The organism is Clostridium sp. C8 (genome assembly GCF_001010885.1).
In the GTDB taxonomy this organism is placed as follows: domain Bacteria; phylum Bacillota; class Clostridia; order Clostridiales; family Clostridiaceae; genus Clostridium; species Clostridium sartagoforme.
Map to the genome: position 1 here is coordinate 12,682 of NZ_LBMX01000028.1, position 25,007 is coordinate 37,688.

Consider the following 25,007-nt stretch of genomic DNA (forward strand, 5'->3'; position numbering starts at 1 on the left):
GGTTTTGCTACTTATTTTTTTATAAAAATATAGTTAAAACTTGAATTTGAAATTATATTAATTATATTGTATACGGGCAAGTCTAAACTTTTTTACTTACGGTGCGGTGAATCGTACCACAAATGACGTAGAATTTTACTAAATTTGTATATTGACAATGTAATTAAGAAGAGTATAATAATTACAAATGCAATGAAGAGGAAAGTAACTTTAAGAATACTTATACAGAGAGTTTCCATTGGTGAGAGGAAGCAAAGGATATTAAAGTGAAAATGGCCTTGGAGCGGTGTACCGAGATTTTTGTTATAAAAATTAAGGCTGCAACGGATTCACCCGTTATAGTGATAGAGTATAATCATATTATATATGACGTACTTGATGAGGTGCATATTGTAAGGTATGCATGAAATAGGATGGTAACACGAAGTTTAGCTCTCGTTCCTAAGATTAATTTCTTAGAACGGGAGCTTTTTTATATTTAAGTTTTATTATTAATAAGGAGGATTTAGAAAATGAATATTTTTATTGGAGGGGCTTGGCCATATGCTAATGGGTCAATACATATTGGCCATATAGCTGCATTATTACCAGGAGATGTATTAGCAAGATATTATAGGATGAAGGGATGCAATGTATTATATGTTTCAGGGAGTGATTGTCATGGAACTCCTATATCAATAAGAGCAAAGAAAGAAGGTGTATCGCCAAAGGATATAGCAGATAAATATCATGCAGAATTCAAAAAGTGTTTTGAAAGGTTAAATTTTTCATATGATTATTATGGTAGAACAGATGATGAATTTCATAAGAAGGATGTACAAGAAGCTATAGTTTTACTATACAATAAAGGATTAATTTATGAAAAGGAAGTAGAGCAAATATACTGTCAACATTGTAAGCAGTTTTTACCAGATAGATATGTTGAAGGAGTGTGTCCAAAATGTAATTCAATTGCAAGAGGAGACCAATGTGATAATTGTGGTACTTTACTAGAACCATTAGAACTTTCAGAAAGAAAATGTAAGTTATGTAATAATACACCAATAGTAAAGAATACAAAACAGTTATATTTCGCTTTATCTAAATTTCAAAACACTATTAAAGAAAACCTAGATAAAACTCAAAGTAATTGGAGAGTTAATGCAGTAAATAATACAAAAAGATACCTAAATGAAGGGTTATGTGATAGGGCTATATCAAGAGACTTATCATTAGGAGTAGATATACCCATACAACAATTTAGAGATAAAAAGGTTTATGTGTGGATAGATGCAGTACTTGGATATCTTACAATGAGTAAAAAATGGGCATTAGAAAATAAAAAATCATATAAAGAGTTTTGGGAAGAAAATGCTACTTCATATTATGTACATGGTAAAGATAATATACCATTTCACTCCATAATTTTACCAGCATTAATAAAGGGTATAGGATATAATAAGTTACCAGATAGGATAATATCTAGTGAATATTTAACATTAGAGGGTAAAAAAATATCAACAAGTAGTAACTGGGCAGTATGGGTACCAGATATAATAGAGCGTTATAACTCAGATACATTAAGATACTTTTTCTTAATTAATGCACCAGAAAAAAGAGATACTGACTTTTCTTGGAGAGAATTTGTGAATAGTAATAATGGTGAATTATTAGGAGCATATGGTAATTTAGTTAATAGAACTTTAGTTTTTGCTAAAAAATATTTTAATAATAAAATTCCTAATGGAGAAGTGGATATCAATATAAAAGAAAAAATAGATATTTTATATAATATTATAGGAAACCTTATAGAACAAGGAAATTTTAAAATTGCACTTGAGAAAGTTTTTGAATTTATAAGAAGTATCAATAAATATTTTGATGAAAACGCACCATGGATTACTGTAAAAGATGATTTGGAAGTTTGTGGTAACACAATATATAATTGTATTTATTCAATAGCAAATTTAGCAAATTTATTATCACCATTTTTGCCAGAATCTTCAGGTAAAATAAAAGTATGGTTAGCTATTAATGAGGATAGGTGGGAAATAATTGTGCCGAAGTATGGAGTATCAATTGAGGAAGTTACAATATTATTTGAAAGACTTAATAAGAAGATAATAGAAGAAGAGAAAAATAGGTTGGTGGAACTTACTCAGCGAACGTATGTGAGTCGAGTTTCCTTATAAGTAATCTTTAAGCCTTAGACCATTAAGTGGACTTGTCTAAGGCTATTTTTATATCTTAAAGTATCTACATTATTAAAAGTTATACCTATTTACAAAATATGTTATAATAAAAACAATAAATAAGTTTAAGGTGAATAGTTAATGAATTAAAATATAAGTATAGTCATATTTAAGGAGCGTTTGCTATATGGAATGGAATGAAATTAACAATAGAGAAGATATAGAATATTTGATTAAAGAGTATTGTGGCTTTCATGATTCTTGCTTAGTGGAATTAAATTATAAAAGTGGTACATCTGTAGATAATGAAGGAAACATGGGTTTTGGAATGCCGGAGGATAGAAAACTTCATATGATTTTTCAAAGCCAATGTGCCAAAAAGGTATTAGAATTATGTTTTACAAATGTGAAAAAGTTTCATATAGTTGGTTGGCAAGAACATTATAGTTGTGATATCTTCGATTGCTATTTAGATATACATAATGATTTAATAAGTGGCAGAGATGATAACTTAATTGTTTGGGCTGATAATGAAGGCTTTAACCCTAAGGAAGAAGTAATAAGATATATATTAAATGAACCAATGGATACATATGTAATTGCATCTCATTTAAAGTGGAGATTCTTACTGAGTAATTAACTAATCTTAAAGTGTGAACTGTAAAATGAAGTATTTTTGCAATGCGAAAATACTTGGAAAGGAAATTTATTTATGATAGATGTTTTAAAAAATACTTGCTTTTTTAAGGGAATATCAAATAATGAAATCGAAGAAATACTTAAGTCGGAAGTATATCTTTTAAAGGCATATAAGAAGGGTGAAGTAATAGCAAATCAAGGTGAAAAATGTAATAGTTTATCAGTAATAGTTGAAGGTAAGGCTGTTATTCAGACTATATATGAAAATGGAAAAGTACTGACGTTAGCAACCTTTGATGTTAGTGATGTATTTGCAGAGGCATTATTATTTTCTAAAGCAAGAGAATATCCAGCAACAGTAATGGCTATTGAGGATTGTAAGGTATTATCTTTCCCTAAAAAAAGTGTCTTAGGAATAATTCAAAAGAATACTCAATTTACAGAAAATATATTAGAATTGTTATCACAAAAAATAGTTATATTAAATAAAAAAATAAACCTAATAGAATTAGATTCTATAAGAAGGAAAATATGTAAGGTTTTATTAGATAACTATAAAAGAAATAATACATTTTCTTTTAAGATATCTTCTAAAAAGGACTTTGCGGAAGAACTTGGAATACCAAGGCCATCTCTTTCAAGAGAATTAATTAAAATGAAGGATATGGGATTAATAGATTTTAACTTAAAAGAAATTAAAATTATTGATCTTGAATCCTTAGAAGATGAATTTTTTATGTGAAAATAACTAGGCAGACTCTGTAATAGAAGTCTGCCTAATTATTTGGTATATATAAATTGTAAAGGGATAACTAAATTAACCCGTGCAATAACTATATTATAATAGAAAAGGTTAATTAATTAAATACAATTTAGAAAAAATAGTGAAAAAGCCTAAAAAAAGCAATAAAATTTGTATAATACTTATATAGAGGTTAACTATTTATATATTTTAATTAAATATTAGACACTTATTAATGTTCATCACATAATAATATAAATGAAAATTAATAAGTTTAAATTTACGAATGATATATATTTCAAATTGACAAACTTACGTAGTAAGGATAAAATTATAATAACTTTTTTAGAATATATATAAATGTTATAAATTTAAAATTAGGAGTTGGGGATAATGAAAGCTATTTTAACAGTAATAGGAAAAGATAAAGTGGGAATAATTGCAGGGGTTAGCAATGAATTATTAAGATTAAACATAAACATATTAGATGTTAATCAAACAATAATGGATAAATATTTTACCATGATAATGATGTTAGATTTAAAAGAATCTAATTCTACCTTTGAGGATATTAAGAGTGCATTAGTAGCAAAAGGTGAAGAACTTGGAGTAGATGTTAAAATTCAAAGAGAAGAAATATTTAATTCAATGCACACTTTATAATTGGAGGTAAAAAATGAATAGTAATAATATATTAGAGACCATAAAGATGATAGAAGAAGAAAAACTTGATATAAGAACTATAACTATGGGAATTTCGTTACTAGATTGTATAGATTCAGATGGAGATAAGGCAAGAGAAAAGATATATAATAAAATAGTTAATAGTGCCAAGGATTTAGTTAAAGTAGGAAGAGAGATTGAAAATGAATTTGGAATACCTATAGTAAATAAAAGAATATCTGTAACGCCTATATCAATAATTGCTGGAGCTACAGACGAAACAGATTATGTTAAGTTTGCACAAACTTTAGATAAAGCAGCAGAAACTTTAGGCGTAGATTTTATAGGGGGATTTTCAGCTTTAGTACAAAAGGGATATACAAAGGGAGATAAAATATTAATAGATTCTATACCAGAAGCATTAGCTAAAACTAACAAAGTATGTTCATCTGTAAATGTTGGTTCAACAAGATGTGGAATAAATATGGATGCAGTTAGAGAAATGGGCGAAGTAATTAAAAAGACTGCTGAGTACACAAAGGAGACAAAGGGATTTGGATGTGCCAAACTTGTAGTGTTCTGTAATGCTGTTGAGGATAATCCTTTTATGGCAGGAGCCTTTCATGGTGTTGGAGAAGCTGACAAGGTTATAAGTGTTGGGGTAAGCGGACCTGGAGTTGTTCAAAGAGCGCTAGAAAAGGTTAAGGGAGAGTCATTTGATGTAGTTTCAGAAACTATAAAGAAAACTGCATTTAAAATAACTAGAGTAGGTCAATTAGTTGCAAAAGAAGCTTCTGAGAGATTAGGAGTTCCATTTGGAATTGTAGATTTATCATTAGCTCCAACGCCAGCAGTAGGAGATTCAGTTGCACACATATTAGAAGAAATGGGTCTTGAAGTAGTTGGAACTCATGGTACAACAGCGGCTCTTGCATTATTAAATGATGCTGTTAAAAAAGGTGGAGTTATGGCATGTAGTCATGTAGGTGGATTAAGTGGAGCTTTTATACCAGTTTCAGAAGATGCAGGTATGATTGATGCTGTATTAAATGGATCATTAAACTTAGAAAAGTTAGAGGCTATGACTGCTATATGTTCAGTAGGATTAGACATGATAGCTGTACCTGGGGATACACCAGCAGAAACAATAGCAGCTATGATTGCAGATGAATCAGCAATAGGGATGATTAATAATAAAACTACAGCAGTAAGAGTTATACCAGCTCCAGGATGCAAAGTGGGAGACTTAGTTGAATTTGGAGGATTACTAGGAACTGCTCCAGTAATGCCAGTGAACAAATATTCATCTTCACTATTCATTCAAAGGGGTGGAAGAATACCAGCACCAATTCATTCATTTAAGAATTAGTTATAAATCGCGAAGCAATTTATATAGTTCACAGCGCACAGTTCACAGTTCACAGTTTTTGGAATAAAGTAACAGGGAACAGGTTATGATATAAATTGCAAAGCAATTTATAAATGAAAGAATGAAAAAATTAAAACAACTGTGCACTGTGCCTTGTGAACTGTGAACTGAAAAATGCTTCGCATTTTATTACTATGGTGTATAATATAATAGAATGATCACTAAGAGAGAAGGCAAAATGAAATGCTTTCTCTTTTATTTTGGAGGGAAATATGAGATGTACTGTTATACATGGTAGCCCAAGGAGGGGGAATACTTGGGAAGTATTAAATATAGCTAAAGATGAGATGAGAAAGTATGGAGAATTTGAGTTTAAAGATATTGAATTAGGTAAAGAAAATATACCCCATTGTAATGGATGTTTTTTATGTATTTATAAAGGGGAAGATAAATGTCCACATAGAGAGAAGATAAATTATATAGTTAAAGAAATTGAGGATTCGGATTTTATTATAATAACTTCACCTACTTATTCAATGCAAGTTAGTGGTCTTTTAAAAACATTTATAGATCATATGTCCTATAATTTTCATAGACCCAAATTTTTTAAGAAGAAGGCATTGGTAATTACTACTACTGCAGGAGCAGGGCATAAAGCTTCTTCAAAATATATTAGAGATATTTTGTATTATTGGGGATTTAACTTCGTAGAAATAATGCCAATAGCATATAGAGCCATGGTATTAAGTAATAAAAATGTAGAAAAAATAAAAGATATATCTAGTAGATTCAGTAAAAATATATTATCTGAAAAACTTAATAAACCTAAGATAAAATATATATTTATGTATAATTTATGGAGAAGATTTGGAGAGGAACCTTTAGAGTATGGAGATGCAGATCATAGATATTGGAAGAATTCAGGGCTTTCAAAACATGTTTATCATCCAGATATAAATATTGGAGTATGGAGAGGGTTAGTAGGAAAAGCGGCTTACAATATTGTAGGAATGGGAGATAAGAAGTAGTAGAATTTGGAGGATAAATATATGGAGGAAACAAAAAGGATAAATTTAGAATGTAGTGAATTATGGTGGAAAAGTGATAAAAAATTAAATTTAGATATAAAAAAATATACAGCTGAAGAGAAAAAAATAAAAGAAAATAGATTAGATAATTATATAGATTTAATAATAGAAAAAGTTAAAAATTTTCCTAAAGAAGATGATGAAAGAATTTTATAGAAAGCAGAAGTTAATAAAATAATAGATGATTTTATTTATAGTGAGAAAGATACATTTAAACTTGGAATATTAAATGAAGAATTTAAAGAGAATTTCTTTGATAGCACAAAAACATTTATAAGGAAAGCAAAAGAATTTGATAAAAATCTAAATTATGTAGATATAGGCCAGGCGATGAGGAATGTTTGGATTATAAATCTTCTCCAAGCATCTTTTGGTGAGAAGGTAGAATTTTCAAAAGCTATTTTTGGATATAGTATGTTATATCCATATACAGATAATTATTTAGATGATATAAAAATAGATATAAATGAAAAGAAAGATTTTAATCATAATCTAAAGAAAAAATTAAAAGGTGAGGTCATAGAAAGTAAGAATGAATATGAAAAACTAGTTTATAAGTTAGTGGAATATATAGAAAAAACATTTGAAAGAAATAAGTATAATAAATTATATGAAGCTTTATTATTAATTCATGAAGGGCAAATAAAAAGTTTAAATCAACAAGAATATATAAGTGTCCCTTATGAAAATAATATTTTAGAGATTTCAATAGAAAAGGGTGGATCATCAGTATTAGTAGATGGATTTTTAACAAAGGGAAAGTTAAATAAAGATGAAATATCATTTTGTATATTTTATGGTTTTTTACTTCAACTTGCTGATGATCTTCAAGATGTAAAAATAGATATAGCTAATAATCATACAACAATAATGTCACAATTGGCATCAAGATATAAATTAGATACAATAGCAAATAAATTAATTAATTTTACGTTAACAGTATTAAATGATTCTACTTGTTTTAAAGGACGAAATATAATGGAGTTAAAAGAGCTTATAAAAATAAACTGTATAATGCTTATATTATTTTCAGTAATATTAAGCAAGGAATTTTTTTCAATTGAATATATAAAATCTATAGAGGAATATTTACCATTTTCAATAAAATATATTGAAAAAATAAAATACAAGCTTAGAAAAAAAGTAAGAAAATTAAAATTTGAAGATGCACTTAATTATATTCTAGATACAAAATAACAGCTAAAGTAAAATCTTTAGCTGTTATTTTGTATGTATATTACTTGGTAAAGATATATAATTCTTTACTGTTTCTAAAACAGAATCTTCACCAACATAAACTATTACATCTTGAGCGTTAATTTTAAAATAAGGTCCAGGTGATAAGAATAAATCGCCATTTCTTTTTACTGCTATTATAGTAGCTTTTGTATTGTGCCAAAAATTTAATTCACCTATACTTTTATCAACAGCAATGCTATCTTTTTCAACAATACTTTCAAAAGGGATTATTGATCCTACATTTCTTAGTTGAGTAGCAAATTCAATTATAGAATTAATGTTTTTTTCAAGCTTAGTATCAATTTCTTTTCTTTGTTTTATTAAATCAAATGTTTCACTATTTAAGTGAGTAAAATCAGATTTGGTTTTAAATTTATTTAAAAAATCCTTAGCGGATTGTTTATCATTTATTATAATTCCACTTTTCTCATTTATAGTAACAACATTCATATCTTTTAATAAAGCCAAAGATCTTCTAATAGTTTCTGGTGAAACATTATATATACTAACTAAAGTAGTTCTACCAGTTATTTTACTTCCTTCTAAAAATTCATTATTAATTATTCTATGTGCTATATCTATAGCTATTTTTATATAGTTAGGTGTTTTAGTTTGCTTAGACATACGAACATCTCCTTTACGTAAAGATTCTAACATACAATTATGGAAAGTAAAATACTTATTATATGTATAATAATGAAAGTAATAAAAATATAAAGAAGTAACGGAATAATTATATAAATTATAGTTAATAATTGGAATATATCTAGATATTATGGGTAAATGTTAGCATAGACTATTATTTTATATGTTATATAATTGAATTTAAAATCTAATTATCCTATAATTAAGGCATTAGTTAAAAGTAGAGGTAATGGTATGGATGAAAATTTAAAACTTGAAAAAGAAATATTAGAAGAAAAAAGAAAAAAAATAACTAGTGAACTTTTAGAGAAAAGAAACAATTATGAAATTATAGAAAATAAATTAAAACTTTTAACAAAAGAATCAAAGGGCAGTTATAATGAAGAAAAAGAAACTACAGAAAAAATATATTCTGTATTAAAAAAGGATATAAAAAATTATGAGGAAGCTTTAAGGGTTCCTTATTTTGGCAGGGTTGATTTCAGAGAATTAAGAGGCGAAGATGAGAGTATCTATATTGGAAAACAATCAGTAAGTTCAACATTAGATGGAGAAGAAATTATTGTTGATTGGAGAACACCAGTAGCGGATTTATATTATAGTGGAACTGGAGGATACGCATATTATAAAGCTCCCTCAGGTATAGTAGAAGGCAATTTATCAGTAAAAAGAAAATTTTTGTTCAAAGAGGAAGAATTAGAAGAAATTTTCGATGAGGGAATAAATGAAATAATGCTAAAAACCAGTGATGAAGGAAATGATTTAGTTGATGAGTTTTTAAAGATAAACTTAGAAGAGAGTAGAGGTAAAAAGCTAAAAGAAGTAGTTGCAACTATTCAAAAAGAACAAAATGAAATTATAAGATGGCCTAAAAACTTACCTATAATTGTTCAAGGTTCTGCAGGTTCAGGGAAAACAACAATAGCATTACATAGATTAGCTTATTTAATATATAGATATTCAGAAACGGTAAAAGGAAAAGATATATTAGTTTTGGCACCTAATAAGCTATTTTTAGATTATATTTCAGATATACTTCCTAACTTAGGGGTTGATGAAGTAAAACAAACAACATTTCAAGATTTAGTATTAAAATATTTAAAAATTAAATCTAAAGTTAAGGGTAAGGACGAAAAGTTAAAAGAATTGATTGAATCAGAAGATGCTCAAAGGTGCAAATTTATAACTAATTCATCTAAGATAAAAGGAACCTTAACTTTTAAAACTATTATAGATAGATACATTGCTCTTTTAGAGGGTGATGCTGTTGACATAACAGATATAACTATCGAGGACTATATATTATTTAATAAGAGAGAAATAATGAGATTGTATTTAAAGGATTTAAAAAGTTATCCTATAAATAAAAGAAAAGATGAAATAAAACGGTATCTAAATTTGAAACTTAAAGAGAAGATTGAAATTTTATGTATTCAAATTGATCTTGAATGGGATATAAAAATTAAAGAGATAAAAAGAGAATTAGAAGATGGAGATGAGCGAAGAAAAAAACTAATTGAAATATATTCTAAAAGAGATGAAATAAAAAATAATATAAAGAATAATGCTAAAAAAGAAATGAATGAATATTTTAAAAATTGGAGAGGAATAACTTCAAAAGATATATATGTGAATTTATTTAAAAATGAAGAATTTTTTCAAATTGCATCGTTGAATAAGATTCCAAGTGAACTATCAGAATTTATGAAAAATGAAATTATTGAAAATTATAGCAAAGGAATTATAGACGAAGATGATTTAGCACCACTTTTATATATTAACATGCTCTTAGAGGGGGTAGAGGAAAAAGAAAAGTTTATTCATATAGTAGTTGATGAAGCTCAAGATTATAATCCATTTCAAATTTATTTAATAAATAAATTAACTAAGGGAAATTCTCTAACCTTAGTAGGAGACATAGCACAAGGTATATACTATTATAAAGGAATAAAAAATTGGAGTGACATAGTAGAAAAAGTGTTTGAAGGTAAGGCAACCTTTATGCAGTTAACTCAAAGTTATAGATCTACTGTGGAAATAATAGATTTTGCTAATACAGCTTTAGAAGCACAAAATTTAGATTTAAAAAGAGCAAAACCAGTGCTAAGACATGGGGAAATTCCTGAGATTATTAAATGTAATAGTGATAAAGATGTTGTTAGTAAGATAGATAATATAGTTTCTAATATTATTCAAAAGGGTAAAAGCAGTATAGCTATAATTACTAAGGGAGCAGATGAAGGAAGAATATTAGAAAAAATTATAAAAAAACATTCAAAGCTAAAAGTATCTTTAATAAAAGGAAATGAGAAAGATCATGATAACAATATTATAATAATTCCATCCTATTTTACAAAAGGGTTAGAATTTGATGCAACTATTATTTATAATCCAAGTTCTAATAATTATAAAGAAACCTTATTAGATGAACGATTATTATATGTAGCATTAACAAGGGCTTTACATTACGAATATATAATAGAAATAGATGATTTAACAGAAATGATAAAAAATAATACTTCCATAGCAAAACCTAATTAATTATAATAGTTATGTGGAAAATGTCGAATTTTATAATTGTTTGACAGAAAAATTTATGGTAAAATATTACTGATATGTAGGAAGAAGAATAAAAGTTAAAGTTGGAGGTAGGGATATGTTACAGGAGAAGTTAAAGGATAATATTTATTGGATAGGTGTTAAGGATCCAGATTTAAAAATATTCGATATAATAATGGAAACAAAAAAAGGAACAACCTATAACTCTTACGTAGTAAATGATGAAAAAATAGCTATAGTTGACACAGTAAAAACAGGTTTTTATGATGAATTTAAAAATAATTTAAAAGATGTAATTGGAGAAAAAACAGTAGATTATGTAATAGTTCAGCATACAGAATTAGATCATAGCGGATCATTGATAAAACTAATTGAGGATTATCCTGAAATAAAAGTAGTAGGATCTAAAGCTGCATTAAATTATTTGAAAAATATATTAAATAGAGAATTTAATGCTATAGAAGCAAAAGATGAAATTTGTCTTGGAGAAACAACTCTTAGATTTATAAGTGCTCCTAATTTACACTGGCCAGATACAATTTTCACATATGTGAAAGAGCGAAATTTATTATTTACTTGTGATTTTACAGGTTCACATTATTGTCCAAGTGGTGGAATTACAGAAAGTTTAAATGAAGATTATTTTGTAGAAATGGAATATTATTTTAATTGTATAATGGGACCATTTAAGAAGTTTGTTTTAATGGGACTACAAAAAATAAAAGATTTAAATATAGAATGTATTGCACCAAGTCATGGACCAGTTCACGTTTCTAATATAGATAAAATTTTAAACTTATACAGAGAGTGGGCTACAGAAGAAGCTGTAAACAATAAAAAAGTAGAAATTTTTTATATTTCAGCTTATGGAAATACAGAAGGTATGGCTAATTTTATGAAAGAAAAATTAGTAGAAAAGGGTTTTGAAGCAGATGTAACAGAAATAACATCTATTTCTATAGAAGAAAGTATCTCCAAAATAGAAAAAGCTAAAGGCGTTATGATAGGATCTCCAACAATAAATCAAGATGCAGTGAAACCTTCTTGGGATTTATTATCATTAGTTAATCCGATAATAAACAGAGGAAAAGCAGCATTAGCCTTTGGATCATATGGATGGAGTGGAGAAGGTGTAAAAATGCTTACATCAAGACTAAAGGACTTAAAACTTAAAGTTGTGGAACCAGGATTGTCATTCTGTTTTGTTCCATCTGAAGAAGATTATAAAAATGCAGAAGAAGCAGTAAACAAGTTTATAGAATTAATGTAATTATAAGAGACCTAGAATTAAAGTTCTAGGTCTCTTATTCATATACAGGATATTAAAACAAATATTTAAGTAGTTTAGGTATTTTAAGAAATATTACTATAAAAATATAAATTAAATTTATAAAAAATTGTTCCCTAAACAAGCCCCTTAAGAATATCTATATAATAAATACTAAAAAAAGGGGGGAAACTGCTTCTTAATGATTGCTAAATGCAATTTGCAAAGTAGGAAATATATGAGAAAAGAATTAACTTTAAAAGAGGTAAAATTTGATTTTAACTTTAAAAAAAGTAAGTTGAAAGGCAGTGTAACGAAAATTCCTGAAATAGATAGTGAGTATGAAAAGATTGGGAGAGCTATTAAGATAAATAAGGAAGGATATAATCTTTATTTAATAGATTCATTCTCTAAAGAAAAATTAAATAAGCTACAATTATATATACAGGAGCAGTATAAATATCTAGAACCTCCAAAGGATATTTGTTATGTTACATTAGAAGATAATAAGAAACCAGAAGTATTATTTATTAATAATGGGAATGGTAAAAAATTAAAAGACGCTGTTGAAGAAATAAAGAATAATTATATAGAAATAGTAGAAGAGTTTTATAATGCTTCTTCAGAAGATGAAAAAGATAAGCTTATAGAAGAAATACAAAGTAAGAGAAATGATTATATAAGTGAATTAATGGATATGGCTAAAAAAGAAGATTTTGAAGTTAAGGTTACTAACAAGGGTGTAGCCTTTATACCATTAGTTAATGGTAAATCAATAAGTGAAAGAGAGTATGATAATTTAGAAAAGAATAGAAAAGAAGCTATTGTAGCAAAAGCATCTATTTTAAAGAAAAAGGCTGAAATAGTTTTAGGTAAGTTAAAAGAGATAGAAACAAAATCCATAAAGAAGCTTAAAGAAATATATAGTGATTTTTTAGCAAATGAGATGGAAGCGTATAAAGATGAAGCTTTACTTGAGTTTATAGATGATGATAATTCATATGAGTATTTAGAAAAGTTATTTATATCAATGGAAAAAGAAATAATAAATTGCTATACCATGGATATAGATGAAGATGAAGAACAACTTTATCAAGTTATAAATAAATATGATATACACTTATTAGTTGATAATAGCTTAAGAACTATTCCTCCTGTAATATATGAAGAAGATCCTAATTTAAATAATTTAATGGGATTTATAGAGTATGAAAATCATAATGGAGTATATACAACTGATATATCTTTAATAAATCCAGGAAGTTTATTAAAAGCAAACGAAGGCTGCTTAATTATTAGAGTAAACTCCCTTGCTAGCAATGTATATTCATATTATCACCTTAAAAAAGCGTTAATGACTAATAAGATAACATATGATATTTCAAAGTCATATGTAGAGGTAATATCAATTAATGGATTAAAGCCTCAGCCAATACCTATAAATGTTAAGATTATTCTAATTGGTGATCACGAAACTTATGATGCATTATATAGCTTAGATGAAGACTTTGGGAAGTTATTTCCGTTAAGAGCTGAATTTGACCCTATAGTTGAGGTAAATGAAAATGTTAGTGCTTATATAAATAAAGAAATAAATAATAAAATCAAAGAAAATTCACTTATGCCTATTACAGAAGAAGGAATAAATGAGGTTATTAAATTCTTATCTAGAACTGCAAATAGTAGAACAAAAGTCAATATAGACACTACAGAGATAGAAAAATTAATGATATTATCTAATGATAATGCTAAAAATAGAAAATCATTAGTAATAGATTCTAAAGATATAATAGACATTGCTTATGCAAAGGAAAAAATTGAAGATGAGTATGATAAGCTTTATAAAGATAATAAGATTTTAATATCAGTAACGGGTAAAAAAAATGGTGTAATAAATGCGTTAGCTGTTTTAGATACTGGATATCATTCTTTTGGAAAACCAATGAGAATAACGTGTATTGCTCATAAAGGAACCGGAAGAATTATAGATATTCATAAGGAAAGCAGATTAAGTGGTAAGGTACATGAAAAATCTATAAATATACTAAAGGGACTTTTAAATAATATAATAGATCCATATAAAGATATTCCTGTAGATTTTTATTTAAGTTTTGAACAAACTTATGGATTAATAGATGGTGATAGTGCTTCTGTAGCAGAAATTATTTGTATATTATCAGCTTTAAGCAAGAAACCAATAAGGCAAACTATTGCAGTAACTGGATCTATAAATCAATTAGGAGAAGTTCAAGCTATAGGTGGAGTAAATGAAAAGGTGGAAGGATTTTTTAGAGTATGTGATTTCTTAGATAATGTAGAAAATAAAGGAGTGTTGATACCTTCTTCAAACAAAGATGAGCTAATATTGATACCTGAAATTGAGCAGGCTATGGAGGAAGGAAAATTCCATATATATGTTATGGATACATTAGAAGATGCAATAAAAACTTTAATTTTAAATGATGATGAAAATATAGAAGATTTTTATTCAGACTTACAAGAAGAAGTTAAGAAATATAAAGGAAGTAAGGAAAAGAAAGAAGAATAGCTTATTTAGTTCACAGTGCAGGGTGCACAGTTCACAGTTGGGTTTAGGTGTCAGGTAACAGGGGTTATTTTAGTTCACAGGGCACAGTGCACAGGTCACAGTCACTTGATAAGGTAAACAAGTAGCATGTAAAATTAAGGAAAGTAAAAATGGAGCTTTTGCACTGAAATTAGTGTATAGCTCCTTTTTTATAAATTAAAAGGTCTTTTGATTATTTTTCATAAATTAACCTCTTTTAATAATTCTATAAGTTATACCATAATGATTTAATAAATGATATTCATTTTATATATTAAAGCTATATTATACTTAATTTTCTTATTATACATTATTTCTGTATTACAGTTCCATAAAGTGTAAAATAAATTATACTTAAAACAAGTATTTGTTTTATATGCTTGAATTGCTTAAACTAAATAAATCAAAATTATTACAGAAAGTCATTATTTTATTTGACTATGAATAAACTAATATGTTAAAATTATGGAAAAAGAAGGAAATTAACAAAATACTATTAAGGAGGTGGATGGAATCTGGCGCACGGTGAAAATTAATTATTAATTTTTATCTTGTTCGTATTTGCGACAGTTCCTAGTTTATATGTATCTAAAATTTGATAAAAAAGAAGACAAACTTATTGTTAGTCTAATGGGCGAATTAGATCATCATAGTGCCGAAGAAGTAAGGGTTAAAATAGATGATAGAATAGATAGAGATAACATAAGAAAAGTTATATTAAATTTCAGTGGAGTTACATTTATGGATAGTTCTGGAATAGGTGTAGTTATAGGAAGATATAAGAAAATGCAAAATAGAGATGGAAAGATTTGTGTAGCAGAAGCTAATAGAACTGTAAATAAAGTTTTTGAAATTTCAGGTATGTTTAAAATCATTGATGTCTATAAAAATATAGATGAAGCAATGATAAGTATTTAATGGGGGGATTTAAGATGGTGGATAATAAAATAAGTATAGAATTAATGAGTAAATCCCAAAATGAAGGGTTTGCAAGAGTTGCAGTAGCTGCATTTATATCTCAACTAGATCCAACTGTGGAAGAATTAACAGATGTAAAAACAGCAGTATCAGAAGCAGTAACAAATTCTATAATACATGGTTATGAAAATAAAAAAGAGGGTATAATCAAAATAGAGGCAAGTATAACTGGTAATGAAATAACTATAAGTATTGAAGATTCCGGTAAAGGAATAAAAGATGTAGAGCAAGCGATGGAACCATTATACACTTCAAAACCAGAGCTAGAAAGATCAGGAATGGGTTTTACAGTAATGGAAACATTTATGGACAGCTTAGAAGTAAAAAGTGAAGATGGTAAAGGAACTAAAGTTGTAATGAAGAAGAAATTCAACACAGTAAGTTAGGTGAAGTATATGGAAAATGGAAGTGTAAGAAAAGAGGCCTATAATTATGAAGAAAATTCACAATTAATACCTCTAGCTAAAGCAGGTAATCAAGATGCTATGAATAAAGTAATTGAAATGAATTTACCTCTTGTATCATCCATTAGCAAAAAGTTTCTTAATAGAGGATATGATTATGAAGATATTTTTCAAATAGGGTCAATAGGGTTAGTAAAAGCTATAAACAATTTTGACGACAGTTTTAATGTTAAGTTTTCTACTTATGCAGTTCCTATGATAATAGGAGAAATAAAGAGATTTATAAGAGATGATGGTATAATTAAAGTTAGTAGAAATGTAAAAACTTTAGCTAGAAAATTACATTTTGATAAAGAACAACTAACTAAAAAGCTAGATAGGGATCCTACTATTGAAGAATTATCAGAGTTTTCTGGTATAGATAAAGAAGAAATATTATTTGCTATTGAATCTTCAGCCAGTATGCAATATCTATATGATACTATTCATCAAGATGATGGAGCACCAGTATTACTTATAGACAAACTAAGTGAAAAGGGTCAAGATGACAGTGAAATGATAAATAGAATTGCATTAAAAGAAGCATTAAGAAGTCTTGATAGTAAAGCAAGGCAAATAATAATGCTTAGATATTTCAAAGATAAGACTCAAGTACAAGTTGCTAAGATGCTTGGTATAAGCCAAGTTCAAGTATCTAGAATAGAAAAAAAAGTACTGGTTTTAATGAAACAAAAGTTACAGGAATAAAAAAATACTAAGGATAATTAGAAGGAAATAAAAATGAATAGTGATTACTAAAAAATCTTTTGAGAGAAAATCAAAGGATTTTTTTGTTTTTTAATATATAAATTTTAGTTGATTTAAATTAATGTAATAAGCATGTTTACACATATAGATTTGGAATTGAAAAATATTCCAGAGTTATAATTATAAGAAGTGGAATAATATAATTATACAAATTTAGAAAGGAGAATCACTATGGCTAAAAAGAAGCTACCAAATGAACAGCAGATAGTTAATAAATTTCAAACTATTACTAATGAAGCTACTATAAAACCTAAAATAGTTAGAAATTGTGCAAGAGCCTTTTTAGTAGGAGGGGCTATTTGTATGATTGGTCAAATATTTCAAAATCTTCTAATTAAATATAATTTTTCAGAAGAAGAAGTTAAGATGTTAGTACCAATAATAATGATATTTTTAGGAGCTTTATTAACTGGAGTAGGTATATATGATAAAATTGCCTCATTTGGAGGAGCAGGAACCGTAGTGCCAATTACAGGCTTTTCCAATGCAATTGTTGCACCAGCTATAGAGTTCAAAAAAGAAGGATTTGTATTTGGAGTAGCAGCAAAAATGTTTACTATAGCAGGGCCAGTATTGGTTTATGGTATAGGTAGTTCAGTAATAATAGGTATTGTTTATTACTTTATTCAACTACTAACATAAGAAAGGTGAATAAATATGAGTAATAATGAATTAAAGATAAAAAAGTTAGGAACTCAAACAGTAAAACTTCAAAACCCTCCTAAAATAATAGCAACTTATTCTATTGTTGGACCTAAAGAAGGCGAGGGACCTTTAAGTAGTTACTTTGATGAAATATTAAATGATGATATGTATGGAAAAGAAAGTTATGAAAAAGCAGAAAGCGAAATGATGTACACAGCAATTACAGCAGCTATGAATAGAGCTGATTTGAAAGAAGAAGACATTGATTATTTATTTGCGGGAGATTTATTAAACCAAATAACATCATCATCTTTTGCGGCAAGAAAGCTTAACATTCCTTTTTTTGGATTATATGGAGCTTGCTCAACTATGTCAGAATCTTTAAGCATAGCATCAATGATGATGGATGGAGGTTATGCTAATTATGTTATAGCATCAACATCTTCACATTTTAGCTCAGCAGAAAGACAATTTAGGTTTCCATTAGAATATGGTTCTCAACGAAGCCCATTAGCACAATGGACCGTTACAGGATCAGGTGCAATGGTATTAGGTAAAGAGGGGAATTTTCCAGAAGTAACATATGTAACAACAGGAATAGTAAAAGATTATGGAATAAAGGATCCTAATAATATGGGAGCAGCTATGGCCCCAGCAGCTGTGGATACCATAGCAAGACATTTTAAAGACACAGGAAGAGATCCAAAGTTTTATGATGTAATTGCAACTGGAGACTTAGGTAAAGTAGGAAAAGAAATTACTTGTAAATTGTTATTAGAATATGGATATGATATAAGAGAAAATTATATGGACTGTGGTGACATAATATTTGATGATGTAGTTCAAAAGACAGATTCAGGTGGAAGTGGATGCGGATGTTCTGCAGTAGTATCTTCAGGATATTTTTATAAGAAGTTAATGAGAAAAGAAATAAAGAATTTATTATTAGTGTCTACAGGAGCATTAATGAGTACAACTTCTTCTTTACAAGGAGAAACCATACCAGGAATTGCTCATGCTGTAGCAATAGAATTTAAGGAAAAATAAAAAAAAGGAGGCTATTATGGAATATTTATATGCCTTTATAGTTGGTGGAATAATATGTGTAATAGGTCAAATACTAATGGATACAACTAAATTGACACCAGCAAGGATATTGGTAATTTTTGTAACACTAGGAGCTATTTTAGGTTCTTTCGGTATATATGATAAGTTAGTAGAAATAGGAGGTGCTGGGGCTACTGTACCTTTACCTGGCTTTGGTAATTCTCTTGCAAAGGGAGCAATGAAAGCTGTTGATGAACAAGGATTACTAGGAGCATTTATAGGAGGAATAAAGGGAACAGCAGCAGGTATTACTGCAGCTATATTTTTTGGGTATTTAATGGCTCTAATCTTTAACCCAAAAACGAAATCTTAATAATTTTATAGAAAATATTACAAATTAATACTTTAAAAAAATGGCCTAACAACTTATAATAAGTGTTAGGCTATTTGAGTTTTCCATTTAAATATAAAAAATGATATAATTAAAATAAAAGACAAAAATAATAGAAATAGCTGGCGAATTTTAAAGGTAGGAGGAGGAAAATGAAAAGTTATTATAGTAATAGCTGGATGAACGTCGTAGATTCATTAGGAAGTAATATAAACAAAGGACTTTATGAATATGATTGCAATATAAGAAAAGAAGCTGGTGACAATAAAATACAACTTCCTTATTCAAAAGGTATATTGAAGTTAATTTTAGATATTTTAAAACAAAAATATGTATATATATTTTTAGTAATTATAATATTTTTTTTAGTCAACAAATTTAATATAGTTGGTATAGTAACAATATTTTTATTGATATTAAATTTAGGAAGTAAATTATATCATGAAATATCAAAAGAAAAAGAATTAGAAATTTTACAAAATCTTAATGTATCTCAAGTATTAGTTTTGAGAGAAGGAATAGAAAGACTAATAGAAGCTGAGGAATTAGTAAAAGGCGATATAGTGTACTTCAGAAAAAAATCTTTAATAGCAGCAGATATTAGAATTATAGAAAGTGAAAACTTAAAGGTTGATGAAAGAAGTGTAACTGGAGATAAATTTTTAAAAGAGAAGTACTCAATGAAAATAGAAAATGAAGTATCTTCAATTGGAGAAATTAACAACATGCTTTTTAGGGGATCAATAGTGAAAGAAGGTTCAGGAAAAGGCATTGTTGTAGAAGTGGGAAATAATACTCAATTGGGGAAATTAATAAAAATAATGAACAAGTCAAAGGATAAAAAAGATATAGCTATAAAAAATATTGAAAAAATTATATTTAATATAGGATTATGTTTAATGCTTGTACAAGCTATTTTAGTATCTATATTTCCTGGGAAATTAGTATATAAAAAACAAATATTTGCTCAAGGGATATTTGCTATAATATGCATATTTATACCATTTATAATATTATATTATAGTAAACATATAAAAAGAAAAATTCTAGAAGAAGATGAAATAGAACTAATTAATTTTTCAGCGTTAAATTTAATTAATGATGTAAAAATACTTTTTTTAGATAAATTAGGGACTATAACAAAAAAAGAGTTATATTTAGATAAATTATATACCAATGAACAAGTATATAAATCTAATTCAATAGAAACAATGGACATAAATATTAAAAGGCTTCTTGATATATCAATACTTTGTAATAATGCCAAATATAATAATGATAATAACTGGTCAAAGGGAGATATGTATGAAGTTGCTTATGTAAAATTTGGAGTAGAAAACTCTATTTTTAAGGGGAAACTAGAAAATGATAATAAAAGAAAATTTGAAATTTCTAGAGATAACAAAAAAAATATGGTGACTACTGTAAACAAAAATAGAAAGGGATATAGAGCGAATTGTAGAGGCGATTTAGAGTCAGTACTAAATTGTTGTACTCATATTATTATAAATGGAATAGAAAGAGAAATATATTCACAAGATATAATGAAAATACGATTAGCTAATTTAGAATTTTCAAAGGAAGGACTTTTAACAGAAGCTTTTGCATATAGAAGTTTTAATTATCAACCTTCAGAACATGAAAATATAGAAAGTAATTTAGTTTTTGTTGGGCTTATAGCTTTAGAAAATCCTTTAATTGATGATATTGTTGATGATATTGAGAAAGTAATGGATAATGGAGTTCTACCAATTATATTTACTGAAGATAATAAAATTTCATCAGAATTATTAGGAAAAAGATTAGGACTTATATCATCGCTAGAGCAAATTACAGAAAGCGACGAACTAGATACATTAGATGAAAAAGAAATACTTAAAGTGGTATCAAAAACACGAATTTTTTGCAACCTTAATCCAGAACAAAAGAATAAGATTATATCTTTATATTATAATGATGGATATAAGTTTTCCATTGAAGGAGAAACTCTTGGAGATATTTCACTTATTAGTTTAGCGCAAATTGGTGTTGTAAAAGGTAAATTATCTATGCTTCTAAAAAAAATAGGAGATATATACACCAACATAAGTAGTATAAAAGCTTATTTTAAATTAAAAGAAAAATACTCTGAGGTTGAAGAAGGATTAAAAAGAGGAATAAATACATATTTATACGTTGTATTATCAGAAATTATATTAATGAATTTTAAATATTTTTTAACAAATGGAGCTTTTATAGAGGAATATTTTATAATATTAATGAATTTTCTACTTCTTTCTCCTTTAATACTTATAAATATGCTTTATGGAAATTCTCAATATAAAAATAAAAAATATATTTTAAAAGGATTTTTATTTTGTATTATACCAGTAGTAGCTATCTATTTTATAAAGGATAATTATGATATAGTAGGATTTATTTTAATAGGTGGAATGGCTATTATTGATACAATGATTAATAGTAAGATATTTACAAGAGGAAAATATAATGCTTTAAAGCTTGTACTGCTATCTATTTTGATTTATGTATTATCAATAGTGTTATTAATGTTATTAACTAATTTTACTTATTCTATATTATTAGTAATAGTATTAACATGGTTAATTTTTATTTTCTTATTAGGAGATATAATTATAAAAAAATGGTAAAACTTATTAATGAGGTGTTGCCATTGAAGTATGAAGAAAAAATAAATATATTACCATATATATTTATGGTTTTTATATTATCGAGTTATATATATGTGCTTTTATATAAAAATAAATGGCTGGCAATAATAATTGCTGGCTGTTTTTTTATCATACTTATTTTTAAAGTAAAACTTAAGATATCAATGATTCTTATAGCTTTTTTTATAGTACCACTAATCAATAATTTCCATTATAACAATATATTTATTAGTAATAAGGAAGAAGTTAGAATAATATCAATTAATTCATATGGTGCTATAGGAGAAATAGCAAAAAGAAAAGTATATATGAATGGAAATATAAAGAATGTTAAATTAGGAGAAAAATTTATAATAAAGGGTGAATTTACTAGGGATGTAAATAGAGAAAAAGGGATAATAGGAGAGTTTAAAGTTGAGGGGATTGAAAAATTAGATAGGGATTTAAAAGAAAGAATATATAAATTAAGGGAATATATATTTAGTAGATTAAAAGAAAAATTAGGGTATAGGAGAGCTGCAATAGTAACATCTATAGCTTTTGGATATACAGAGTTTTTAGATAGAGATGATAAGGAAGATATGAAAAGCTTAGGGATACTTCATGCTATTTCGGTATCTGGTCTTCATATGGTGTTAGTTTACTCTATATTAAAAAGAATATTTGGAGAAAAAGTTGCTCCTATAATTTCAGCAGTATATGTAATATTTTCAGGTGCAGCATTATCAACAATAAGAGCTTACATTATGATGGTGTGCATGAATTTTTCATTGCCTCTAAGAAGGAACTATAATCCTATTGCAGCATTGTCAATGTCAGGAATAATTTTAATGATATTTAAACCCTATAGCATTTTTGAAGTAGGATTCCAATTAAGTTTCTTAGCAACTCTTGGGATAATAATTTTTAATAAAAGTATAAATAAAAGATTATATAAGTTTCCCAAATTCTTTAGGGAAGGTATCTCCATATGTTTATCATCACAAATATTTACTTTTCCAGTTTTAGTTTGCTATTTTAAAGAATTTTCATTTGGATTCCTACTTGGAAATCTTATTTTAGTACCATTAATGAATATAGTAGTTATACTTGGAAATTTATTGGCTCTAGTTATTAATTTTGAAATGATTTTTAACTATATAGCTTTTTTAGCTTATTATATTACCATGTTTATAGATATAGGAACAAAGTGGTTACTAAATATAACACCTAATCCAATATATTTAAATGAATTAATTAATATAAGCTATATAATTATTTTAATAACTATATATTTTTATAAAGAAGGTTATAAAAAAGCATTATATTTTCCCACTGTAATAATTATGTATTTTTACATGCTAATTTACAGTCCACTTCCTAAGATAGAATATTTTAAAGAAGGTATAATAGCAGTAAGCTTTAGAGGGGAAAGAGCAATATGTGCATTAAAAAAAGATGTGGATCTAGAGAAATTTAAGGTGATAACATTATCCAAAAATACTTATAAGGATTTTAATAATATAAAAATAAATAAGAATTTCAATATAGAAAAAAATAATAAAGATATTATATTAAAGGGAAGAGATAATAGTTATTTAATTAAGTTATCCAAAGGGAAAAATAGCTCTAATTATGATATAATAGATTTTAAATCAGAGAATTATGGAAAAATAATTTTGATTGATAATAAAGCTTTAGTATTTAATTAAAGAAAGGTAGATTAAATTGATAGATTTTGATGTACTAGAGGGTGAAGTAAAAAAAAATAAAATAGAAAACTCCTACATATTTTGTGGTTTAGATGAAGAACTTATAAAAGAAGGAGTAGATTTAATCATAAATAATACTATAGATAAATCTTTAATGGATTTAAACTATATAAGATTAGATGGATTAACTACAAGCTTTGATGATATTATGAATGCTTGTGAAACTATGCCTTTTATGGGGGATAAGAAGGCTGTAGTAATATATAGGGCAGCATTTTTAAAAGATAAAACAGACAGTTCTAATACCAATATTTATAATGAAATATTAAAGTACTTAAGAGATTTACCGCCATATACAATCTTAATAATGTATTTTTTATTTAATGATAAAAGAGATAATCCTAAAAAAAATAATAAAATAAAATCCTTAGATAAAGTTTCTAAAGTAGTTTATTTTGATAGACTTAAGAAAGATAGATATTATAAAAAGGTAGAAGAAGTATTTAAATCTAACGGAAAAGAAATTGGAAAAATAGAAGCAAAATATTTTGCTGAAAAAGTACAAAATAATTTTGATATAATTAAAAGAGAAGCAGATAAGATCATAGCTTATACAAATGGTAAGCAAATAACTAAAAAAGATATAGATAAGCTTATAGCTAATTCCAGTGAAGATGATATATTCGATTTAATTGATTTAATATCTCAAAGAAAAGCAGAAAAAGCAATTGATTTATTAGATGAATTGTTATTTAAAAGTGATCAACATATGCTAATAATAAGCAATATAGAAAATAATTTCAAAAGATTATATGAAATTAAGATACTTAGTCAAAATGGACTTAATATAAATGATATTGCAAGTAAATATAAACTACCAACCTTTATATGTGAAAAATTAGTTAATCAATGTAATAAATTTAATATGAAGCAATTACAAAAGTTAATGGAAATTTGTTTAGAAACTGAAAACAAACTAAAAACATCTGGTGTAGATAAAACTATGGAGATGGAATTAATGCTTTTTAATATATTTATGGTAAAATAATAGCCGGTCTAATGACCGGCTTCTTATTTGATTACGCCATAGCGTTTAACTTTGCAGCTAATCTTGATTTCTTTCTAGCTACCATGTTCTTGTGACATACTCCTTTTTGAGCTGCCATGTCTAAAGCTTTAACAGCCTTAGGGAAAAGAACGTTAGCTTCTTCTGCATTACTTGCAGCAACAGCAGTTTCAAACTTCTTTATAGCAGTCTTTAAAGCTGATTTAATCATTCTGTTTTGAGTAGTTTTAGCTTCTGTAACTTTAATTCTCTTTTTTGCTGATTTAATATTTGCCATTCTAAATTCACCCCCTTAATAATTTTATAGGGTCTCTTTGCAGCTTTGGGGAAATCTGCGTTCGAGTTCGTTTTTAACATACTA

Annotated in this window: 22 protein-coding genes and 1 other annotated feature; of the genes, 20 read left to right on the forward strand and 2 right to left on the reverse strand. The window is 26.9% G+C overall.

All coding sequences use genetic code 11. The features are described from left to right. Positions 1–183: 183 nt before the first annotated feature. Positions 184–446: a binding site (T-box leader), on the forward strand. A gap of 66 nt (positions 447–512) precedes the next feature. The 8 genes from metG to AAT22_RS04010 all read left to right on the forward strand — a co-directional run bounded on the left by metG (position 513) and on the right by AAT22_RS04010 (position 7,869). Next, positions 513–2,171, forward strand: coding sequence for a methionine--tRNA ligase (metG, locus tag AAT22_RS03980; protein WP_047000337.1), 1,659 nt, complete (start codon positions 513–515; stop codon positions 2,169–2,171). A 187-nt stretch (positions 2,172–2,358) separates the two neighbouring features. Further along, complete coding sequence (locus tag AAT22_RS03985) at positions 2,359–2,811, forward strand: hypothetical protein (RefSeq protein WP_047000338.1); 453 nt, start codon at positions 2,359–2,361, stop codon at positions 2,809–2,811. 72 nt (positions 2,812–2,883) lie between these two features. Continuing rightward, on the forward strand, positions 2,884–3,552 hold the full coding sequence (locus AAT22_RS03990; RefSeq protein WP_016207687.1) for a Crp/Fnr family transcriptional regulator: 669 nt from the start codon (positions 2,884–2,886) through the stop codon (positions 3,550–3,552). Between the two features lie 393 nt (positions 3,553–3,945). Next, a complete protein-coding gene (locus tag AAT22_RS03995) occupies positions 3,946–4,215 on the forward strand; it encodes an ACT domain-containing protein (protein WP_016207686.1) in 270 nt (89 codons plus the stop codon). 13 nt (positions 4,216–4,228) lie between these two features. Next, positions 4,229–5,584, forward strand: coding sequence for a PFL family protein (locus tag AAT22_RS04000; RefSeq protein WP_016207685.1), 1,356 nt, complete (start codon positions 4,229–4,231; stop codon positions 5,582–5,584). Positions 5,585–5,856: 272 nt separating this feature from the next. Next, a complete protein-coding gene (locus AAT22_RS04005) occupies positions 5,857–6,612 on the forward strand; it encodes an NAD(P)H-dependent oxidoreductase (protein ID WP_047000339.1) in 756 nt (251 codons plus the stop codon). A 21-nt stretch (positions 6,613–6,633) separates the two neighbouring features. After that, entirely contained in the window at positions 6,634–6,828 is a 195-nt protein-coding gene (locus AAT22_RS19410; protein ID WP_242849784.1) for a hypothetical protein, read from the forward strand. Between the two features lie 174 nt (positions 6,829–7,002). Continuing rightward, complete coding sequence (locus tag AAT22_RS04010; protein ID WP_242849785.1) at positions 7,003–7,869, forward strand: hypothetical protein; 867 nt, start codon at positions 7,003–7,005, stop codon at positions 7,867–7,869. 24 nt (positions 7,870–7,893) lie between these two features. Here AAT22_RS04010 and AAT22_RS04015 read toward each other — a convergent pair whose 3' ends face one another. Continuing rightward, entirely contained in the window at positions 7,894–8,535 is a 642-nt protein-coding gene (locus tag AAT22_RS04015; RefSeq protein ID WP_047000340.1) for a TrkA C-terminal domain-containing protein, read from the reverse strand. A gap of 255 nt (positions 8,536–8,790) precedes the next feature. Here AAT22_RS04015 and helD point away from each other — a divergent pair, with 255 nt between their 5' ends. The 12 genes from helD (at position 8,791) to holA (ending at position 24,628) form a co-directional block, all read left to right on the forward strand. Then, entirely contained in the window at positions 8,791–11,097 is a 2,307-nt protein-coding gene (helD, locus tag AAT22_RS04020; RefSeq protein WP_047000341.1) for an RNA polymerase recycling motor HelD, read from the forward strand. Between the two features lie 115 nt (positions 11,098–11,212). Beyond that, a complete protein-coding gene (locus AAT22_RS04025) occupies positions 11,213–12,385 on the forward strand; it encodes an FprA family A-type flavoprotein (RefSeq protein ID WP_047000342.1) in 1,173 nt (390 codons plus the stop codon). Between the two features lie 235 nt (positions 12,386–12,620). Beyond that, positions 12,621–14,930 (forward strand): AAA family ATPase, encoded by a 2,310-nt coding sequence (locus tag AAT22_RS04030; protein ID WP_040436783.1) that lies wholly within the window; start codon positions 12,621–12,623, stop codon positions 14,928–14,930. Between the two features lie 600 nt (positions 14,931–15,530). Beyond that, on the forward strand, positions 15,531–15,866 hold the full coding sequence (spoIIAA, locus tag AAT22_RS04035; RefSeq protein WP_016207678.1) for an anti-sigma F factor antagonist: 336 nt from the start codon (positions 15,531–15,533) through the stop codon (positions 15,864–15,866). Between the two features lie 14 nt (positions 15,867–15,880). Then, positions 15,881–16,312: an anti-sigma F factor gene (gene spoIIAB / locus AAT22_RS04040; RefSeq protein ID WP_016207677.1), complete on the forward strand. Its 432-nt coding sequence runs from the start codon at positions 15,881–15,883 to the stop codon at positions 16,310–16,312. Between the two features lie 9 nt (positions 16,313–16,321). After that, positions 16,322–17,077: an RNA polymerase sporulation sigma factor SigF gene (gene sigF, locus AAT22_RS04045; protein ID WP_016207676.1), complete on the forward strand. Its 756-nt coding sequence runs from the start codon at positions 16,322–16,324 to the stop codon at positions 17,075–17,077. Between the two features lie 231 nt (positions 17,078–17,308). Further along, a complete protein-coding gene (spoVAC, locus tag AAT22_RS04050) occupies positions 17,309–17,779 on the forward strand; it encodes a stage V sporulation protein AC (protein ID WP_016207675.1) in 471 nt (156 codons plus the stop codon). 15 nt (positions 17,780–17,794) lie between these two features. Further along, a complete protein-coding gene (spoVAD, locus tag AAT22_RS04055) occupies positions 17,795–18,829 on the forward strand; it encodes a stage V sporulation protein AD (protein WP_016207674.1) in 1,035 nt (344 codons plus the stop codon). Between the two features lie 16 nt (positions 18,830–18,845). Further along, positions 18,846–19,202, forward strand: coding sequence for a stage V sporulation protein AE (spoVAE, locus tag AAT22_RS04060; RefSeq protein ID WP_047000343.1), 357 nt, complete (start codon positions 18,846–18,848; stop codon positions 19,200–19,202). 170 nt (positions 19,203–19,372) lie between these two features. Further along, positions 19,373–21,868, forward strand: a complete 2,496-nt coding sequence (locus tag AAT22_RS04065; RefSeq protein WP_047000344.1) for a cation-transporting P-type ATPase — start codon at positions 19,373–19,375, stop codon at positions 21,866–21,868. Positions 21,869–21,882: 14 nt separating this feature from the next. Beyond that, complete coding sequence (locus tag AAT22_RS04070; protein ID WP_242849787.1) at positions 21,883–23,580, forward strand: ComEC/Rec2 family competence protein; 1,698 nt, start codon at positions 21,883–21,885, stop codon at positions 23,578–23,580. Between the two features lie 16 nt (positions 23,581–23,596). After that, positions 23,597–24,628: a DNA polymerase III subunit delta gene (gene holA, locus AAT22_RS04075; protein WP_047000345.1), complete on the forward strand. Its 1,032-nt coding sequence runs from the start codon at positions 23,597–23,599 to the stop codon at positions 24,626–24,628. A 31-nt stretch (positions 24,629–24,659) separates the two neighbouring features. Here the strand turns inward: holA and rpsT are convergent, their stop codons facing one another. Continuing rightward, a complete protein-coding gene (gene rpsT, locus AAT22_RS04080; RefSeq protein ID WP_016207183.1) occupies positions 24,660–24,923 on the reverse strand; it encodes a 30S ribosomal protein S20 in 264 nt (87 codons plus the stop codon). Positions 24,924–25,007 lie beyond the last annotated feature (84 nt).

Coding starts and splice junctions, on each gene's coding strand:
- sigF (WP_016207676.1), top strand. CDS start 16,322: ATGGAAAATGGAAGTGTAAGAAAAGAGGCCTATAATTATGAAGAAAAT.
- AAT22_RS04065 (WP_047000344.1), top strand. CDS start 19,373: ATGAAAAGTTATTATAGTAATAGCTGGATGAACGTCGTAGATTCATTA.
- spoVAE (WP_047000343.1), top strand. CDS start 18,846: ATGGAATATTTATATGCCTTTATAGTTGGTGGAATAATATGTGTAATA.
- spoVAC (WP_016207675.1), top strand. CDS start 17,309: ATGGCTAAAAAGAAGCTACCAAATGAACAGCAGATAGTTAATAAATTT.
- helD (WP_047000341.1), top strand. CDS start 8,791: ATGGATGAAAATTTAAAACTTGAAAAAGAAATATTAGAAGAAAAAAGA.
- AAT22_RS04030 (WP_040436783.1), top strand. CDS start 12,621: ATGAGAAAAGAATTAACTTTAAAAGAGGTAAAATTTGATTTTAACTTT.
- AAT22_RS04000 (WP_016207685.1), top strand. CDS start 4,229: ATGAATAGTAATAATATATTAGAGACCATAAAGATGATAGAAGAAGAA.
- spoVAD (WP_016207674.1), top strand. CDS start 17,795: ATGAGTAATAATGAATTAAAGATAAAAAAGTTAGGAACTCAAACAGTA.
- metG (WP_047000337.1), top strand. CDS start 513: ATGAATATTTTTATTGGAGGGGCTTGGCCATATGCTAATGGGTCAATA.
- rpsT (WP_016207183.1), bottom strand. CDS start 24,923: ATGGCAAATATTAAATCAGCAAAAAAGAGAATTAAAGTTACAGAAGCT.
- AAT22_RS04025 (WP_047000342.1), top strand. CDS start 11,213: ATGTTACAGGAGAAGTTAAAGGATAATATTTATTGGATAGGTGTTAAG.
- AAT22_RS04005 (WP_047000339.1), top strand. CDS start 5,857: ATGAGATGTACTGTTATACATGGTAGCCCAAGGAGGGGGAATACTTGG.
- AAT22_RS04015 (WP_047000340.1), bottom strand. CDS start 8,535: ATGTCTAAGCAAACTAAAACACCTAACTATATAAAAATAGCTATAGAT.
- AAT22_RS19410 (WP_242849784.1), top strand. CDS start 6,634: ATGGAGGAAACAAAAAGGATAAATTTAGAATGTAGTGAATTATGGTGG.
- spoIIAB (WP_016207677.1), top strand. CDS start 15,881: ATGGTGGATAATAAAATAAGTATAGAATTAATGAGTAAATCCCAAAAT.
- spoIIAA (WP_016207678.1), top strand. CDS start 15,531: ATGTATCTAAAATTTGATAAAAAAGAAGACAAACTTATTGTTAGTCTA.
- AAT22_RS03985 (WP_047000338.1), top strand. CDS start 2,359: ATGGAATGGAATGAAATTAACAATAGAGAAGATATAGAATATTTGATT.
- AAT22_RS04010 (WP_242849785.1), top strand. CDS start 7,003: ATGAGGAATGTTTGGATTATAAATCTTCTCCAAGCATCTTTTGGTGAG.
- AAT22_RS03995 (WP_016207686.1), top strand. CDS start 3,946: ATGAAAGCTATTTTAACAGTAATAGGAAAAGATAAAGTGGGAATAATT.
- AAT22_RS03990 (WP_016207687.1), top strand. CDS start 2,884: ATGATAGATGTTTTAAAAAATACTTGCTTTTTTAAGGGAATATCAAAT.